Genomic DNA, 16,775 nt, shown 5'->3' with positions numbered 1-16,775 from the left:
TACTCACAACGGGTTGGCGCCCGGTCTGGACACGCTTCACATCCGTCACGACGAAAACCCCTCACCGCGAGAAGAACTCGCCCTGTCGTGGAAACCAAGAGCGCCTGCTTCCACTCTTCTGCGCGGAGAGACCAATTCACTGCGCAAAGGGAGCGGGGCCGAGAGTGGATCGCATAGGGGACCTGCGCCGGGGCCGCCGCCCCCGTCGGGCCGTGCTCGCGTCGATGGCAGCGGCTCTCGGCGCGGGCATCGCCGGGGGCTGCACGGGCTCACCCACCTCGACGCCGGGCACCTCCGGCCTCACCGATGCCCCGACGGGCGGAGCGCTGCCGGTCTCACGGAAGGTGCGATTCGCGGCCACCGGCAGGCCGTTGGCGATGCAGGTGCTGGCACACCCCGACGACGACCTGTTCTTCATGAACCCCGACACGGTCGGCACCCTCCAATGCGGCGTGCCGGTCGTCTCCGTCTACGTCACCGGCGGCGGATCCTTCGGCGTCAACCAGGTTCCCGGGCAGCCACAGCCACGGCCCGACATCCCCGCCTACGTGTCCTCCCGTCAGCAGGGCCTGCGCCAGGGCTACGCGCGGATGCTGGGAGCCGACGTCTTCACGCCGTGGGTGCGCACCACGCTCGCGCTGCCCGGCGGCGGCCACGCCGAGGTGGACACCCTTCACTACCGAGGCAGAAGTGCGCACTTGGTCTTCCTCGCCATCGACATGCACAACAAGGTCCCCCACGGCTACGTGGGACTGGCCGACTTGTGGGACCGGCGGGGCACCGTCGTACACACCGTCGCCCTGAACGACTCGCCGGTCCGGGGCGAACGCACGTACAGCGCGCAGCGCCTGACCGACTCCCTCGCGTTCCTCTTCCGCACCTATCGGCCCACCCTGATCCGCACCCTCGACCCCGACCCCGACATCCAGGTGCACGACAAGCACCATCCGCGGAGTTCCGACCAGCGCGGTTACTCGGACCACCCCGATCACACCGCCGCGGCGCTCTTCACCTGGGCCGCGATGGCACAGTGGGTACGCGGCAGCATCGAGCGCGACGGCGAGGCCCCGGCCTTTCTCACCGACACGTATCGCGGCTACTACAACCAGCGCTGGCCGTTCAACCTCCCGCCCGCACTCGTACGGCTCAAAGCCGGATACCTCGACGCGTACGGCGGCAGTCCCGCCTGGGCGTGCGGCAACGCGGCGGGGTGCGGGGACTACAGCATCGGCCAGGGCTCCACACTGAAGTCCAGGAGGGGCTGGGTGCGCAGCACCCATCACCGCTATCCCACCGCCGGCCCGCTCGCCTCCGCCGGCAGCGACGGCGCTCTGGTGGTCCACGCCGTGCTGGGCACCCGGGCAGTGCGCTGGGTGGAGTCCGCGGCGGGCAGCGGCAGATGGGGGGAGCCGGAGGACCTCGGCGGCGGACCGCTGGCTCCCGCGTTGAGCGCGGCGACGACGCGCGACGGCCAGGCGCTGCTGTTCGGCCTACGATTCGGCGGCCTGGAGGGGACGGTGCGGGGCAACACGCGGGACATCGTCATGCTGGCGGAGCCGCCGCGTTCGTCCGGCGCCCTCGCCGGTCATGCCTGGCGCAGCCTGGGAAACCCGGAGAGCGACCCCGTACGCGGCCGCCGGGTCGGGCCGCCCACGGTCATCACCGGCGTGGACGGCCGGGTACACCTTTTCGTGCGCAATGCCTCCAAGGGGCTCAGCTCCAGAGTCCGGGACACCGCGGGCAACTGGTCCGGCTGGCGCCTGCTGTCGGGCGGGCAGGTCCAGGAGGGCTTGACGGCGGCACTCGACGCGTCGGGGTGCGTCCATGTGTTCGCGGCAGGCCCCTCCTCCGTGCACCACTGGGGGCAGGACACGCCCACGGGCGAGGTGCGGCCCGTGCGGACATGGTCGGCCTCGCCACCGGGCGGCGCACCGGACGCCGTTGCCGCCCAGGACGGTTCCCTGCTGCTGGCCTATCACGTCCCGCAGAGTGCGGCCCTCGTGGTGGAGCGGCTCTCCGGTGGGCCCGCCGGCCGTTGGACACCGGCGTACCGAGTGAACGACGCCGGCTTCGGCGACGTCTCCCTGCTGGCCGGGCAGCCGCTGGGGGGCACTCCCGTCCTGGCCGTCCGGACGGGTCCGGCCACCATGGGGCTCGCCGGGCTGGGCCACGGCCACCACGACCTGGCGCCGACGGTCGCCGTCGGGCGTCCGGCCGTGATCGGCATCGGCTCGGGCACCGTCGCGCTGGTGACGCTCGGCCCAGGGGGCGCTCCCCGGGTCACCCGCTGGACCGGTGCAAGTCGCGCATAGCGCGCCGGGGCCCGTCGGGACGCCGCCACCCCGGTGTCACCGGAAGGGATACACGATGTCCTGCCGGCCGCCGTGATCGTCGTGGCCGAAGTACGGCTCGTCCGGATCGGTCGAGCAGAGGCGGACCGTGGCGACCACCACGTCCAGCACCACACAGGCCGCCGCGCATACGGCGACGCCGACAAGTATCCGGATGAACACAGCTGTCTCCCGGTCAGGGATCGTAGTGGCGCCACCGGGACTCCCCCGTCGACTGCACAGGTGCCGACAATAGCGAAAACCCCGTCTTCATAAGGGAGTTCGGACGGCTCTCACACGTCGGGTAGCAGAAGTACCAAGGGCGTGGACAGCGCCCCGTCGCAGAATTCACATGCGCATACGCACGTTTACCAAAATAATTGCCTCGCCTGGGAACGTCGGGTTACGGTCAGCCACTGTCCGGTGGTCCAGGGGCTGTTCACGGGATTATGCCCAGGACGGCATTTCACGCCTCGCCGGTTTTCGTGAGGAGCGGTCGATCATGCGAAACCCTGAGGCGCCCCGCTTGGTGGGCGCGTACCGGCGCGCTCTGCCGGAAGGCGCTCGCAGGATCATCGCGGGGCACGTCCACCGCGGCTTGCGTACCCAGGTCAAAATGCGGATTGCCGGCGCCGCCGACGCGGCCGAGCTGGCCCGCGCGTCGCGCCTGGGCAAGCGCCTCAACGGCATCGTCGATCAGCCCGGCCGCACCGTGCTGGCAGCGGGCAGGGAACCCAAGATCGCTCTGATCGACGCCGACGCGACACCGTTGACGGCCCGCCGGGCCAACCTCGCGGCTGTGCTGAGCGCCCTGGCCGCGGGCGGCCTGGAGCACTTCTGTGTACGGAGCCGCTCCGAGACCGCCGCAGCCGTCGCCGTGCGGGACAAGGACCGGCCGCAGGTGCTGGCGGCGCTGGAGGCACTGTGCGGGCAGGAGCCCGGCTATGTGACCGTGGTCAAGGGGAACCGCCCGGTGCCCGAGGCGTCGTGGCCCGGATTCGAGCCGTCGACCTGGCGACGGGTCGCGCGCGCCGAGATCCTGCGCCTCACGTGGTACCGCACCAACGGCACCAGCCGCCTGGGACTGGGCACGCGCTACGGCTGCGACGTGGAGTTCTGGACCGAGGAGGAGGGACGCCTGGTCGCCCCCCGCCCAGGACGGTTCGCCGAGCACATACCCGCGGACTCCAAGCCGGTGACCGTCTCCGAGGCGTACCTCACCGACCTGGCGCCCCTGGACGAGCACTCGCCCGCCCGCGTCGAGGTTCCCACCCGGGAGCACTTCGCCATCCACCCCGTGGACAAGATCCGCTTCCCCGTCGACGTCGTCTACACCTGGGTCGACGGCACGGACCCCGCATGGCTGGCCCGGCGGGCGGAGCACACGGGCGCGTCGTACCACGGCGAGTCGGCCAATGCCGCCCGCTATCTCAGCCGTGACGAACTGCGGTACTCCCTGCGTTCCCTGCACATGTACGCGCCCTGGACACGCAACGTCTACGTCGTCACCGACGACCAGGTACCGGACTGGCTGGACACTTCCGTACCCGGCGTCCATGTCGTGAGCCATCGGGAGATCTTTCGCTCACCCGGCAGCCTGCCGACCTTCAACTCCCATGCCATCGAGAGCCAGTTGCATCGCATCGAGGGCCTGTCCGAGCACTTCCTGTACTTCAACGACGACGTGATGCTCGGCCGGGAGACCACCGCCCAGGACTTCTTCCTCGCGAACGGCACCACCAAGTTCTTTCCGTCCTCGGCCCTGGTGCCGCTCGGCGAGAAGTCGCCGGACGACCCCCCGGTCGCCGCGGCCGGAAAGAACAACCGCCGGATCATCGAAGAGTACAACGGCGGGGTGATCGTCCAGAAGATGAAGCACATGCCGCATGCCCTTCGCCGCAGTGTGCTCCAGGAGATCGAGCACACCTTCGCCGCGGAGCACCGCCGCACGGAGTCCAGTCGCTTCCGCGGCATGGACGACATCTCCGTCGCGTCCTCGCTGCACCACTACTACGCCTTCACGACCGGACGGGCGATCCCGGCCGAACTCCCCTACGTCTATATCGACCTCTCCCACCCCTGGACGGACACGAGGCTGGGCCGCCTCCTCGCCGCCCGGGACAAGACCGTGTTCTGCGTCAACGACACCGTCTCGACCGACGACGACTTAGCCGACCAGACAGACCTGATCACCCCGTTCCTCGAATCGTACTTTCCTGTACCCGGCCCCTTCGAAAAGCGGCCCGCGCGCCCGTCCGTACCCGGCGGTCAGCGGGGCCGGTAGCGGAGAGTGCCGAGGGGCCGGTACGAGGCAGGGCTCGCGGGGCGCACCGGGATTGATGACGGCGCCCGCGCGGCGGTACGGCACCCACCGGATGCCGTACTCGCCGTGGACGCGGGCGCGTTCACTGTCCCTGGGCGGCCAGGCTGGGGGGCGCTGGTGCGGCGCCCGGCTACAGCAGAGCGCTGATCTGCCCGACAAGCTCGTCCGGCAGGGCGCGGGGCAGCGCGGCGGTCAGATCGGCCTGGACAGAGAGTCCGTCCGCGATCGGCCGCACCGTGAGGTGGGTTTCGGCTCGGTGTGCCACGCGCACCGTGTGGATCTGCGCCCATGCCTGCCGGCCCATGTCGTCGGCGCGTACCTGGACGACGGCATCGCGCAGGCCGCGCAGCAGGGCGGCGAGGTTGCCGAGCTCGACGTCGGATCCGTCCAACGCCGCCCAGTCCACGTCCAGCGGGAAGTCCTCGGTGGGGGCGAACTCCCGGCGCAACGCGAGCCGTGTGACAGGACCGCCGGCCCGGGACAGCGGCACTCGGCCCCCGGTGAGTACGTCCTGGAAGGGTGCCGGGTCGTGCAGTGCGACGGCGACCACGCCGGACACCAGCGCGTACTCGAGCCGGCCACTGCCCGGATCGGCCACGACGACGACGTCGGTTCCGCGATCGGCGCCGACCGCCACCAGGACGCCGGCGAGAGCGTGACCGCCGGACAGGTGGACCGTGAGCCGCGGCGGAACATCCCCGGCGGCGTCGGCGAGAGTCCGCAGCACCGTCGCCGGAGCGAGCGGGACCGCCGCTTTCGCCAGGGGATCGTCGAGCCAGGACATGATGCGACCAACCTTCCGCCAACGGATGCCATGAGGGTGGGCGGTTCAGCATGATCGGCTCACCCGGCACCGACCCTCGCAAAGGCGGCGGTCTCCGGCATCGGGGAAACTACGCACTTCGACCGGCCGCACCAGGCCGGCCGCAAGCGGGCGGTCCCCCTCGCGGCGGAGCGTCAGACTCCCGCCCCCGCCAAGGCCAGCGCCGTCACCTCGGCGCGCGCGGCGGCCAGCGACGCGGCGGCCGTCTCGCGGTACTGCGCCAGGTGCGGCATCAGCCCGGCGACGGTCAGTTCGGCGGCGACGAAGGCGATGTGCTCCTCGGGCACGCCGTACCGGCGCCAGTAGGCGCGCAGATAGGGCGTCTGGAAATCACAGGCCGCGTGAGCGGTGCCCGGCCCGTACGCGCCGCCACGCGCCGCGATCACGACGAACCGCGTGTCGGCCAGCAAGCTCGCGCCATGAACGGGGTCGGTGAAGGCGCCGGGAAACGTCACCCGGTCGATCCACGCCTTCAGCAGCGCCGGCACCCCGTAGTTGTACATCGGCGCGCCGATGACCACCGTGTCGGCGGCCAGCAGTTCGGCGATCAGCGGACGGGTGAGCGCCCACGCCCGCTCCTCGTCGGGTCCGGCGACCAGGTCCGGCACGCGGTTCGGCGGCAGCATGCCCGCGCGCTCCACGCGCCGGCCGAGGGTGCAGTAGGCGGTGTCCAGCGGCGGCACCGGGTCGGCGGCGAGGTCGCGGTAGCGGTATCCGACGGGGCCGTACGCCTCCTTCCAGGTGCGGGCGAACAGTGCGGTCAGCTCTCTGCTGACCGACTCGCCCGAGCCGTTCGCGGCGGAGTCGAGGTGCAGCAGGGATGTCATGGCGGGTCTCCTTGTGTCACGTGTCGGGCGCCGGCTCCGTCACAGGGGTGCGGGCCGGGGCAGCGCGGCGTACGCGCTGTCCCGCACCTGACGGAGCGGGTCCGGCAAAGGTGACCATCGGGCGCGACACGGCGGTCAGGGAGCCCGCCCCTACGGCGTACGGGGTCCGTACCCGCGGGGTGGAGGCGGACGTGATGATGAGGGACGAGAGGCAGCGGTGCGGACAGTGGGCGGGCACGAGGAACGGCGTACGCGGCAAGGGCGGACGGGAGGGGCGGCAGGCGGGAAGGCCGGGCGTTCCGGGGATCAGCGCGTCGGGGCAGGGCACGTTGAGGCCCAGCGCTTCGAGACCCAGCGCTTCGAGACCGAGCGCGGCGCGCTGCTGGCGGTGGCGTACCGGATGCTCGGCTCGGTGAGCGAGGCCGAGGACGCCGTGCAGGAGACATGGCTGCGGCTGGAACGTACCGACACCGCCGAGGTGGAGAACCTCGCGGGATGGCTGCGCACGGTGGTGACCCGGATCTGCCTCGACATGCTGCGCTCGCGCCGGTCACGCCGGGAGCACTTCACCGAGCAGCACCTGCTCGACCAGGTCCCTGCCGTGGGCCCGGCGAGGGCGGGCGCGCCGGAGGAGGAGGTGCTGCGGGCCGACGCGGTCAGCCGCGCGCTGCTGGTGGTGCTGGACCGGCTGACGCCCGCCGAGCGGGTCGCCTTCGTGCTGCACGACATGTTCGCGGTGCCCTTCGACGAGATCGCGCCCATCGTGGGGCGCACCGCGGACGCCGCGAAGAAGCTGGCCAGCAGGGCCCGGGGCAAGGTCCGCGGCCGGCCCGCGGTGCCGGCCGCCGAACTCGCCCGGCAGCGCGAGACCGTGACAGCGTTTCTGACCGCCGCCCGGTCCGGCGACCTCACCGCGGTCCTCGCCGTGCTGTCCCCGGACGCGGTGCGCCGCGCGGACGCCGCCGCCCTGCCGCCGGGCATGCCCGCCGAGGTGCGCGGTGCCCGGGCCGTGGCCGAGGGCACGGTGCTGCTGGCCGAACGCTCGCGGATGTCCGAACTCGCCCTGGTGGACGGCCGCGTGGGGCTCGTCGTCGCCCCGCGGGGACGTCTGCTGCTCGCCGTCGCCTTCACCGTCCACGACGGCACCGTCAGCGGCTACGACGTGATCGCCGATCGGGACCGGCTCGCCGCGACCGAGATCGGGGTCCTCGACTGACCTCGCCCGCGTGAGCCGAGGGGAGAAGGACGGTCACCGCTGACCGGGCCGAGGCCCTGGTCGGGCACCCCTCAATGGTAACGAAATGATAACGGGTCTAGGCCGAAATTGCTGGCCTGTTCACTGGTCGTTGGGCAACGCGACCGCGACGGGTCATCTGCGGCCGCGAAAGTCTCCGCCGTGAGAGCCGCCATCGTCACCGGAACCGCGGGGCAGGGCGCCAGGCGCGCGACCGGCGCAGCAGGTGTCGTCCGCCGCCGAGCGCGCGACCGGCGGGACGTCGAGGCGAACCCGGCGTCGTACGGCGGCGCCTGACGGTCCGGCACCGGCGGAGCTTCTTCTTCCCGCGCACCACCGGGGGCCCGGCCGGGACCCCCGGTCCCTCATCGAGGAGACATCGTGACGCCCCTGACCCGCCGCAAGTTCCTCGCAGCCGGCACCACGCTGGCCGCGGCCGGTGTGCTGCCGCTGTCCGTGCAGCAGGCGATGGCGGCCGCGCCCGCCGCCGGCACGCTCGACGACATCGAGCACGTCGTGATCTTCATGCAGGAGAACCGCTCCTTCGACCACTACTTCGGCACCCTCAAGGGCGTGCGCGGCTTCGCCGACCGCTCCCGGCTGCGCTTCCCGAACAACGCCGACGTGCTGCAGCAGACCAGCTCCGGTCCGTCCGGCGGCAGCCTGGTGCTGCCGTGGCACCTGGACACGGCCACCACGGACGCCCAGCGGGTGCGCGACCTCGACCACGGCTGGTCGGGCACGCACAACGCCTGGAACAACGGCCTGTACAACAACTGGGTCCCGGCCAAGAGCGCCTGGTCGATGGGCTACTACCAGCGCTCCGACATCCCCTTCCAGTACGCGCTCGCCGAGGCGTTCACCGTCTGCGACCAGTACTTCTGCTCGGTGCAGGGGCCGACCAACCCCAACCGGCTCTACCAGTGGACCGGCACGATCGATCCCGGCGGCAAGCACGGCGGCCCGGTCACCGACAACTCCGAGAAGGGCTACACCTGGACGACGTACGCCGAGCGGCTGCAGGCGGCCGGCATCTCGTGGCGCGTCTACCAGCAGCAGGACAACTACGACGACAACCCGCTGGCATGGTTCACCAGCTTCAAGAAGGCGGCGACCACCTCGCCGCTCTACGTCAACGGCATGCAGCGCCGCGCCGCCGACGCCTTCGCCGCGGACGTCGCGGCGGGCACCCTGCCCGCGGTCAGCTGGATCGTCGCCCCGGCCAGCCAGAGCGAGCACCCGGACTACCCGCCGGCCTACGGGGCCGACTACACCGCGCGCTACGTCCTGGACGCGCTCGCCGCCGACCCGGCGGTGTGGGCGAAGACGGTGGTCTTCCTCAACTTCGACGAGAACGACGGATTCTTCGACCATGTGGCGCCGCCGGTCCCGCCCGCCGGCACCGCCGACGAGTTCGTCAGCGGTCAGCCCATCGGCCTCGGCCCGCGGGTGCCGATGATCGTCATCTCGCCGTGGAGCCGCGGCGGTTGGGTCAACTCCCAGGTCGCCGACCACACCTCGCCGCTGCGCTTCCTGGAGAACTGGACGGGCGTGAAGGAGACGAACATCTCCGCCTGGCGCCGTACGGTCTGCGGCGACCTGATGTCGGCGTTCGACTTCACCACCGCCAACACCTCCTTCCCGTCGCTGCCGGACACCGCCGCCCTGGTGGCCGCCTGCGACGCGGAGAACAGCCTGCCCGACGCCGCCCCGCCGGCCACGCCCGTGGCCCCCGTACAGGAGAGCGGCACCCGCCCCGCCCGTACGGTCGGCTACTTCTTCGACACCACGTCCAGGACGGACACCGCGACCGGGCGGATCTGGTTCACCACCGTCTCGCGCGGCACCCTCGGCGCCGCCTTCGCCGCGTACACCGTCAACCACCGCGCCTACGACAACTGGCGCTACACCCTGCCCGCGGGCGGCACGATCTCCGACTACTTCAGCGCCCAGACCTACGGCGGCGGCCTCTACGACTTCGACCTGCACGGCCCCGACGGCTACCTGCGCGGTTTCAAGGGCGATGTGCGCACATGGAGCAACGCGGCCAAGGGCCACCCCGAGGCGGCGGTGTCCATCGACCCCGCCACTCCCCGCACCCTCACCCTGACCCTGACCAACGCCGGGGGCGCCGCGGTGACGTTCACACTCGCCCCCGACGGCTACACCGGCACCGGCGGCACGACCGTCCGTGTCGCGGCCGGCGGCACCGCCACCACCACCCTGGCGCCCTCCTCCGACGGCCAGTACGACGTCACGGTCACCGCCGACATCGGTGACGGCTTCGAGCGCCGCTTCGCGGGCCGCGTCTACGCCTGACCCCCGTACGGGCAAGCCCGGCGGTCGGCCCCCGCCCCGCGGAGGCCGACCGCAGCCCGTGCACGAACGGGGTACCCCGGCGTGCGCGGCTGCGGCCGTCGCGGTCTGCTGACGAGGGGGCTCGTCGCCCGGAACGGAGATCCTGGAAATGGCCGTAATGATGACGATGCGCTGGGTCGGCGCCACGCCCGAGCAGTACGACGTGGTACGCGAAGCGGTCCGCTGGGAGCAGGACGTGCCGCCCGGTGCGGTCCTGCACGCTGCTTCCTTCGAGGGCGGTGCCATGTACGTGACCGACGTCTGGGACTCGCAGGCCGACTTCGAGCGCTTCTTCGCCGACCGGCTCGCCGCCGCGATCCAGAAGGCCGGCATCGAGGGCGAACCGGAGACCACCTTCCGCCCCCTTCACCGCCGCTTCGTCGCCCCAGGCGTGACCGGCGCCGCGAGCTGAGCTGAGCTGAGCTGAAGGGTCGTACGCCCGTACGGGGCCCTGAGTCCTGGTCGCCTGCCGTCTCTTCGCGGGAGCGCGGGGATCCCCGGGATCCCGCTGCCTCGCGCTCTCGCGCCCTCACGCCCTCGCGCCTTGGCGATGAGTTTCCGGCCGAGTTCCGGTCTCCAGGGGTAGGCAGGTTTCATGCACAGGAAGCGGAGGCGAAGATGTTCGGTTCGACAAAGGCGTTCAGCGGCTTCTCGGTGGACGACATCGAAGGGGCCAGGAAGTTCTACGGCGAGACGCTGGGGATCCGGGTGTCCGAGCAGCACGGCATGCTGACGCTCCACATCGCTGGCGATCGGGACATCCTGGTCTACCCCAAGGCCGACCACACCCCGGCGACGTACACGATCCTCAACTTCCCCGTCGCCGACATCGAGGCCGCGGTCGACGAGCTGCGCGCAAAGGGCGTGCGGTTCGCCGAGTACGACAACCTCGCGACGGACGACAAGGGCATCTTCCGAGGCGGCGGCCCGCTCATCGCGTGGTTCACCGACCCCGCAGGGAATGTGCTCTCCGTACTCCAGGAGCCCGCGTAACGGCAGGAGCGGCCGGATGGGGCCGGCCGTGGAACAGTGGAGTGGAAGGGCTCCGGGGCCCGCCGCGCGTTCGTGGGACCCGCGAGGCGAAGGAGGGCGCGATGAATCTGCCCGTGGTGGCGGGTGTCGACGGCTCCGCACGCAGTCTGGCGGCGGCTGACTGGGCCGCCAGGGAAGCGGCGCTTCGCCACGCCACCCTCCGGCTGGTGCACGCCATACCGTCGGCGCCCGGAATGGTGATGCCCGTAGCCGCCGCGGAGGTGTGGCAGCCGGTCGGCGAGGAAATGCTCCAGCACGCGGTCGCCGGCCTCCGCGAGAGGTATCCGCGCCTGGTCGTACGGGGTGAGCAGGTGTCCGGGAGTCCGGCCGAGACCCTGCTGGCGGCCGCGGCCGACGCCGGGCTGCTGGTCGTCGGCGCCCGGGGGGCAGGCGGCTTCGACGGTCTCGCGATGGGGTCGGTGGCGCTGCGCGCGGCTGCCGCCGCCCTCTGTCCGGTGGTGGTGGTCCCGGAACCGCACGCCGGTAGCGGTGACGCGGAGGAGATGGCGGACTCGGCACGTGTGGTCGCCGGTCTCGCCGCGCACACGCCGGACGCGACGGCGGACGCCACGGCGGACTTCGCCTTCGCCGCCGCCCTCGGGCACGACGCGCTCCTGCGGGTGGTGCGCGCCTGGGCGCTTCCCGCCGCGGCCGTCTCCCCGCTGATGCTGGACGTCACCGAAGGCGACCGCGCCGACTGGGAGGACCAGGAGGTCCTCCTGCTGTCCGACGCCCTGCGGCCGTGGCAGGAGAAATACCCCGAGGTCGCCGTGCAACCCGACGTCCGGCTGCTCCATCCGGCGATGGCGCTGGTCACCGCGTCCTCGGACGCGGAGCTGCTGGTCATCGGGCGGCGCACCGAGCCGCGGGCGCCCGAGGGCAGGCTCGGGCCGGTCGCCCACGCGGTGCTGCACCACGCCCGCTGCCCGGTGGCCGTCGTACCGCACGCCGGCTGACCCTGAAACCGGGCGCCGGAACCGGGCGGGGAAGCCTGCTCCTCGGTCGAGCCGTCAGCCGAAGCCGTGAGCCAGAGCCGCCAGCCGCCAGCCGCCAGCCGCCAGCCGTCAGCCGAAGAACACCTCGAACTCGTCGTAGAGCGAGGGATCGACCGTCTTGGCCCCCGTCGTGGCAGTGTCGAGCGGAATGCGGACGATGTCCGTGCCGCGCACGGCGACCATCGAGCCGAAGTCCCCGTCCCTGACCGCGTCGACCGCGTGCAGACCGAAGCGCGTCGCGAGCCAGCGGTCGTACGGGCTCGGCGTGCCGCCCCGCTGGACATGGCCCAGGACGGTGGTGCGGGCGTCCTCCCCGGTGCGGTCGGTGATCTCCCGGGCCAGCCACTCGCCGATGCCGGACAACCGCACGTGCCCGAACTCGTCAACCGTCCGGTCCTTGAGGACCATGTGGCCTTCCTTGGGCACCGCACCCTCCGCCACCACCACGATCGGGGCATAGTGGATCTTGAATCGGCTCTCCACCCACCCGCAGACCTGGTCGATGTCGAACGGCCGCTCCGGAATGAGGATCACGTTGGCGCCGCCCGCAATCCCGGCGTGCAGGGCGATCCAGCCTGCGTGCCGCCCCATCACCTCGACCACCAGGGCCCGCATGTGCGACTCGGCGGTGGTGTGCAGGCGGTCGATCGCCTCGGTGGCGATGCCGACGGCGGTGTCGAATCCGAACGTGTAGTCGGTCCCGGCCACGTCGTTGTCGATGGTCTTCGGTACGCCCACCACCTTCAGCCCCCGGTGGCCCAGCTCGGCGGCGACCCCCAGGGTGTCCTCGCCGCCGATGGCGATGAGCGCGTCGATGCCGTGCGCGGCCAGTGTGTCCCGCACCCGGCCTTCCCCGTCCTCCTTCGTGAGCGGGTTGGTACGGGAGGAGCCGAGGATGGTCCCTCCCCGGGGAAGGATTCCGCGTACCTCGGGGATGCCCAGCGGTACGGTCCGGTCCTCGATCGCGCCGAGCCACCCGTCGCGCAAGCCGATGAATTCGTATCCGTATTCCTGTACGCCCTTGCGCACCACGCTGCGGATCACGGCATTGAGCCCAGGGCAGTCGCCGCCACCGGTCAGCACACCCACCCTCATGGCCTCTCCTTCCTGCCCTCCCCGCGGTGCCGACGCCGCACGAGCGTGGCCGGGTCCGCGGGGACCGATGTCGCCCTGTCTTCCAGCGTCCACCCATCCGATCGGCAGCGCCCACCGGCCCGTGAGGAGAGTGCCCGCGCTTGCGCAAAAAGGCCAGCTCAGCGCGGCAGCGACCGCCAGCCCAGCGGCCCGGCATGACAGAGGGTGAGTCGGGTACACGAACAGTAATTGCCGCGCAGGAGGAGGACGAGATGATCAGTGACCTGCAGAACCAGTCCCTCGCCGAGGAGTTGCGGGAACGTGCGGGAGCGTTCGTCAACTCCCACGTGGACCTGTGGGTCGCCGTCGAGGACGACGGCACTTTGGTACTCGCCGGCGACAGCCCCGCGGACGTCTTCCAGGCAGCCGCCGACTGGTTGAAGGACGGAGCCGCCTACACGGTGGCCGCCACGTCCTGGCTCCACCAGGGAAGCGAACCCGCCTACACCCTGCGCCTGGTCCTCCGTCACCCCGAAGACGCGGACCCGCGGAATCTGCGCCTTGAATCCTGATTCTTCGGCGTCGTCAGCTCGGCTCGAGTGATACCGGCCGCGCGCAGCTCCTCGATGACGATTTCGAGGACGGTCCGGGCCATGAGGGGAAAGACGGCGCCGCTCTTGCAGTCCAGCCAGATCAGGGGGACGTCCTCATCGACGCCCACGAAATTCGGCGTGTACCAGGGCCCAGGAGGTCCCGTGAGCCCGGCGGGGATGTCCAGCTGCACGCTGCCGTCGTTGGCGACGGAGAGGAGGCGCGGCCGTGCCGCATGCAGAGCGACGATCGCACGGGCCGGGTCATCGCACCCCACAGCGATACGCCAGTCCTGGTGATCGAGCGTCCAACGGTCTTCGTCGTACTCCCATATGGAGATCGGCAGCGTCAGGGGATCCACGACGATGCCGTCCGGGTCGCTCAGGGACGCCGCCCCTTCCGCCATCCACCGCGCGGCCCCACCGTCACTCACTTCCGTATAAGCCTCGGCCGCGTGCCACACCGTCGCGCGGTCTGCGTCACGTGCGATCTCGAACGGGACGTCCGCGTGCCGACGTTCATCGACGCCGGCCGTCGCGACAATCCGGCATCCGAGCTCGAGTGCTGCCTGCGGATTGTCGCGGAGTGCCGCTAAGAACTCTTCTTTGTCCACCAGGCATGTCTACCAGCCCCCTCTGACAGGCGGCCCGTACGCAGGCGGGAGATCAGGGCTCCGCCGTACTCGGCGGCGAGCGGCGCGAAGAACCACAGCACGAAGGCGTACGACGACACCCACGCGAGGCCGGCGCTCAGCGCGAACCAGAGGCCGACTCCCCAGGAGCCGTCGGGGTGCTGGCGGGTTCCGACCGGGCCGCCCGGGGCCGCGAGGGACGTCATGGAGATCTCCTTGATCACGGCCTCGCAGAACACCATCGCCGCTATCGTCCCCGCGAAAAGGGTCTGCGCCAGCGGATTGCTGATCGAGGCGCCGATGACGGCGGTGGGGAACGGGAGGAATGCCACCAACAGGAGGAAGGGCGCGTGCCAGGCGGCAAACGCCTTCGAGAGTTCGTCGACCTGGTCCATGAGCCTGTGATGGCGGCGCCACACCGACCAGAGAAGAACGAAGGCCAGGGCGAAGGCCAGAAAGGAGCTGCGCTGGTCGACCAGGAAGCTCCCCAGGGCGTGGGCCGACGCCAGCTCCTTGTCGTCCGGGCGCTCCAGCTCGACCGCCAGCAGGGTCATCGCGATCGCGAAGATCGCGTCGGTGAAGAAGGCCAGCCTCTCGGGCGACAGCCCTGGCTCCGGCCGGGCGTTCCCGCTCATCCGCACTCCCTGCTGTCACGACGGTGTACGTGATCTTAGGCGGGAGCGTTCGTAGGGTGGTGAGCCCTTCATTGTGGTGGGAACCCGGTGGCGGAAGTCCGTGCCATCTTTGACGCCCTCACGAGCGGGGCACATCCGTGAGACCACCTAGATCCGGCACCGACGTGCAACGAGAGGCAGGAATGGACCACGGCACCCGCGGTGAGCTCACAAGTCGGCTGGCCGAGGCGATAGCGGCCGTCACGACCACGCACCCGCTGCGGGTCGCCATTGACGGGCCGCCCGCCTCCGGCAAGACCACGCTGGCCGACGAGCTCGCCGTCGTCCTGCGCGCGCAGGGCCGCGAGGTCATCCGCGCGTGCATCGACGACTTCCTTCTCCCCCGCGCACACCGCTACCGGCGCGGCCAGTACTCGGCCGAGGGCTGCTACTTCGACGCCCACGACCGCGCCGCACTGTGCCGGGTCCTCCTCGACCCCTTGGGCCCGGGCGGGGACCGAACGATCCGCACCACGGCCTTCGACAAGGACACCGACACCCCGACATCCCTGCCGGCCACGACCGCCCCGGCGGACGCCGTGCTGCTCTTCGACGGAGTCTTCCTCCTGCGCCCGGAACTCATCGACCGGTGGGACCTGCGCATCTTCGTGTCCGTCCCCTTCGAGCAGACGGTGGACCGCGCCAGGGACCGGGGCACGGGGCCGACCGGACCCACCGCGGACACCGCCGCCATCGAACGGTCCTGGCGCGACCGCTACATCCCCGCCCAGCAGCTCTACTTCGCCACAGCCCGCCCCACCGACCACGCCGACATCATCGTCTACAACGATCAACTCCACCGGCCGGCCTGGGAGGTGCGCCGACCCCGCTGAAAGGGGTGCCGGTGGCGGTCAGCGTTCCATCATGCGCATCTGGGCCTCGTTGTGGGTGTCGCCCGCGGCCGGCGGCAGGGCGCTGAGCTGTGCGATCTGCTGCTCGGTCAGCTGAAGGGCGTCGGCGGCGGTGTTCTCCTCGACGCGCGTGACGCGCTTGGTGCCGGGGATGGGGGCGATGTCATCCCCCTGGGCGAGGACCCAGGCCAGGGCGACCTGGGCGGGGGTGGCGCCGACCTGGTCGGCCAGCGCCTTGACCTGGTCGGCCAGCGCGAGGTTGCGAGCGAAGTTCTCCGCCGCGAACCGCGGGTTGCTGCGGCGGAAGTCGTTCTCCGCGAGATCGTCGGTGGAGCGGACCTGCCCGGTCAGCAGTCCGCGTCCGAGCGGCGAGAACGGCACCAGGCCGATGTTCAGCTCCCGCAGCACCGGGATCACGCGCTGTTCCAGGCCACGGGTGAACAACGAGTACTCGGACTGGACGGCGGTGACGGGGTGCACGGCGTGGGCGCGGCGGATGGTGTCCGGTCCGGCCTCGGACAGGCCGATCGTGCGGATCTTGCCCTGGGTGACCAGTTCGGCAAGGGCGCCGACGGTCTCCTCGATCGGGGTCTTCGGGTCGACGCGGTGCTGGTAGTACAGGTCGATGTGGTCGGTGCCCAGCCGCCTGAGGGAGCCCTCGACAGCGGTGCGGATGTTGGCCGGGCTGCTGTCCAGGTTTCCCGGGCCGTCGCCCGCGTGGGAGACCATGCCGAACTTGGTGGCCAGCACGACCTGGTCACGGCGGCCGTTCAGGGCCCGGCCGAGGAGTTCCTCGTTGGTGTACGGGCCGTAGATCTCGGCGGTGTCGATGAAGGTGACGCCCAGCTCCAGTGCCCGGTGCACCGTACGGATCGACTCCGCCTCGTCCGCCCCGAAGCCGGTGTAGGCGGTGGACATGCCCATCGCGCCCAGCCCGATCCGGGACACCTCCAGGTCACGCAGCTTGATGTACCTCATCACGCACACTCCTTCCTTGATCGCGTTCGTCGGTAGCGGCCGCGGCTCGTGACC

Annotated in this window: 17 protein-coding genes; 10 read left to right on the top strand and 7 right to left on the bottom strand. The window is 71.1% G+C overall.

The features are described 5' to 3' along the window. The first annotated feature begins 164 nt into the window (after positions 1-164). Positions 165-2,312 carry a PIG-L family deacetylase gene (locus AB0M29_RS18695; RefSeq protein ID WP_365383807.1) on the top strand — a complete coding sequence of 716 codons (2,148 nt, stop codon included), beginning with the start codon at positions 165-167 and terminating at the stop codon, positions 2,310-2,312. Between the two features lie 36 nt (positions 2,313-2,348). Here AB0M29_RS18695 and AB0M29_RS18690 read toward each other — a convergent pair whose 3' ends face one another. Next, positions 2,349-2,513, bottom strand: coding sequence for a hypothetical protein (locus tag AB0M29_RS18690; RefSeq protein ID WP_365383805.1), 165 nt, complete (start codon positions 2,511-2,513; stop codon positions 2,349-2,351). 319 nt (positions 2,514-2,832) lie between these two features. Between AB0M29_RS18690 and AB0M29_RS18685 the strand changes: the two genes are divergently transcribed. Next, the gene (locus AB0M29_RS18685) at positions 2,833-4,614 is read left to right on the top strand and encodes a stealth family protein (protein WP_365383804.1); all 1,782 of its coding nucleotides are present in this window, start codon (positions 2,833-2,835) and stop codon (positions 4,612-4,614) included. 169 nt (positions 4,615-4,783) lie between these two features. On the opposite strand, the gene AB0M29_RS18680 is transcribed toward AB0M29_RS18685, so the two are convergent. Beyond that, positions 4,784-5,437, bottom strand: coding sequence for a hypothetical protein (locus AB0M29_RS18680; protein WP_365383802.1), 654 nt, complete (start codon positions 5,435-5,437; stop codon positions 4,784-4,786). Positions 5,438-5,610: 173 nt separating this feature from the next. Next, complete coding sequence (locus tag AB0M29_RS18675) at positions 5,611-6,303, bottom strand: NAD(P)H-dependent oxidoreductase (RefSeq protein ID WP_365383801.1); 693 nt, start codon at positions 6,301-6,303, stop codon at positions 5,611-5,613. A gap of 217 nt (positions 6,304-6,520) precedes the next feature. Here AB0M29_RS18675 and AB0M29_RS18670 point away from each other — a divergent pair, with 217 nt between their 5' ends. The 6 genes from AB0M29_RS18670 (at position 6,521) to AB0M29_RS18645 (ending at position 11,883) form a co-directional block, all read left to right on the top strand. Further along, positions 6,521-7,519 (top strand): sigma-70 family RNA polymerase sigma factor, encoded by a 999-nt coding sequence (locus AB0M29_RS18670; RefSeq protein ID WP_365383800.1) that lies wholly within the window; start codon positions 6,521-6,523, stop codon positions 7,517-7,519. Positions 7,520-7,699: 180 nt separating this feature from the next. Then, entirely contained in the window at positions 7,700-7,834 is a 135-nt protein-coding gene (locus AB0M29_RS18665) for a hypothetical protein (RefSeq protein ID WP_365383798.1), read from the top strand. Positions 7,835-7,918: 84 nt separating this feature from the next. Next, positions 7,919-9,856, top strand: a complete 1,938-nt coding sequence (locus tag AB0M29_RS18660; RefSeq protein ID WP_365383796.1) for a phosphocholine-specific phospholipase C — start codon at positions 7,919-7,921, stop codon at positions 9,854-9,856. A gap of 148 nt (positions 9,857-10,004) precedes the next feature. Then, on the top strand, positions 10,005-10,307 hold the full coding sequence (locus tag AB0M29_RS18655) for a hypothetical protein (protein WP_365383795.1): 303 nt from the start codon (positions 10,005-10,007) through the stop codon (positions 10,305-10,307). Between the two features lie 206 nt (positions 10,308-10,513). Next, positions 10,514-10,888 carry a VOC family protein gene (locus AB0M29_RS18650; RefSeq protein WP_365383793.1) on the top strand — a complete coding sequence of 125 codons (375 nt, stop codon included), beginning with the start codon at positions 10,514-10,516 and terminating at the stop codon, positions 10,886-10,888. 101 nt (positions 10,889-10,989) lie between these two features. Beyond that, positions 10,990-11,883, top strand: coding sequence for a universal stress protein (locus AB0M29_RS18645; protein WP_365383791.1), 894 nt, complete (start codon positions 10,990-10,992; stop codon positions 11,881-11,883). 108 nt (positions 11,884-11,991) lie between these two features. Here AB0M29_RS18645 and AB0M29_RS18640 read toward each other — a convergent pair whose 3' ends face one another. Beyond that, positions 11,992-13,017, bottom strand: a complete 1,026-nt coding sequence (locus tag AB0M29_RS18640) for a 6-phosphofructokinase (protein WP_365383789.1) — start codon at positions 13,015-13,017, stop codon at positions 11,992-11,994. A 251-nt stretch (positions 13,018-13,268) separates the two neighbouring features. On the opposite strand from AB0M29_RS18640, the gene AB0M29_RS18635 reads away from it, so the two are divergent. Continuing rightward, positions 13,269-13,568, top strand: coding sequence for a hypothetical protein (locus AB0M29_RS18635; RefSeq protein ID WP_365383788.1), 300 nt, complete (start codon positions 13,269-13,271; stop codon positions 13,566-13,568). Here the strand turns inward: AB0M29_RS18635 and AB0M29_RS18630 are convergent. Together AB0M29_RS18630 and AB0M29_RS18625 are read right to left on the bottom strand one after the other, a co-directional pair. Further along, on the bottom strand, positions 13,523-14,200 hold the full coding sequence (locus AB0M29_RS18630; RefSeq protein ID WP_365383787.1) for a hypothetical protein: 678 nt from the start codon (positions 14,198-14,200) through the stop codon (positions 13,523-13,525). The genes AB0M29_RS18635 and AB0M29_RS18630 overlap by 46 nt on opposite strands. Then, the gene (locus AB0M29_RS18625) at positions 14,179-14,853 is read right to left on the bottom strand and encodes a TMEM175 family protein (RefSeq protein ID WP_365383785.1); all 675 of its coding nucleotides are present in this window, start codon (positions 14,851-14,853) and stop codon (positions 14,179-14,181) included. The genes AB0M29_RS18630 and AB0M29_RS18625 overlap by 22 nt, the downstream gene beginning before the upstream one ends. Before the next feature lie 182 nt (positions 14,854-15,035). Here AB0M29_RS18625 and AB0M29_RS18620 point away from each other — a divergent pair, with 182 nt between their 5' ends. Then, positions 15,036-15,725, top strand: coding sequence for a cytidylate kinase family protein (locus AB0M29_RS18620; RefSeq protein WP_365383783.1), 690 nt, complete (start codon positions 15,036-15,038; stop codon positions 15,723-15,725). An 18-nt stretch (positions 15,726-15,743) separates the two neighbouring features. Here AB0M29_RS18620 and AB0M29_RS18615 read toward each other — a convergent pair whose 3' ends face one another. Further along, on the bottom strand, positions 15,744-16,721 hold the full coding sequence (locus tag AB0M29_RS18615) for an aldo/keto reductase (RefSeq protein WP_365383781.1): 978 nt from the start codon (positions 16,719-16,721) through the stop codon (positions 15,744-15,746). Positions 16,722-16,775: the final 54 nt, after the last annotated feature.

Source organism: Streptomyces sp. NPDC051976, from assembly GCF_040680795.1.
Classification (GTDB): domain Bacteria; phylum Actinomycetota; class Actinomycetes; order Streptomycetales; family Streptomycetaceae; genus Actinacidiphila.
This window is presented reverse-complemented; position numbering and strand designations above follow the sequence as displayed.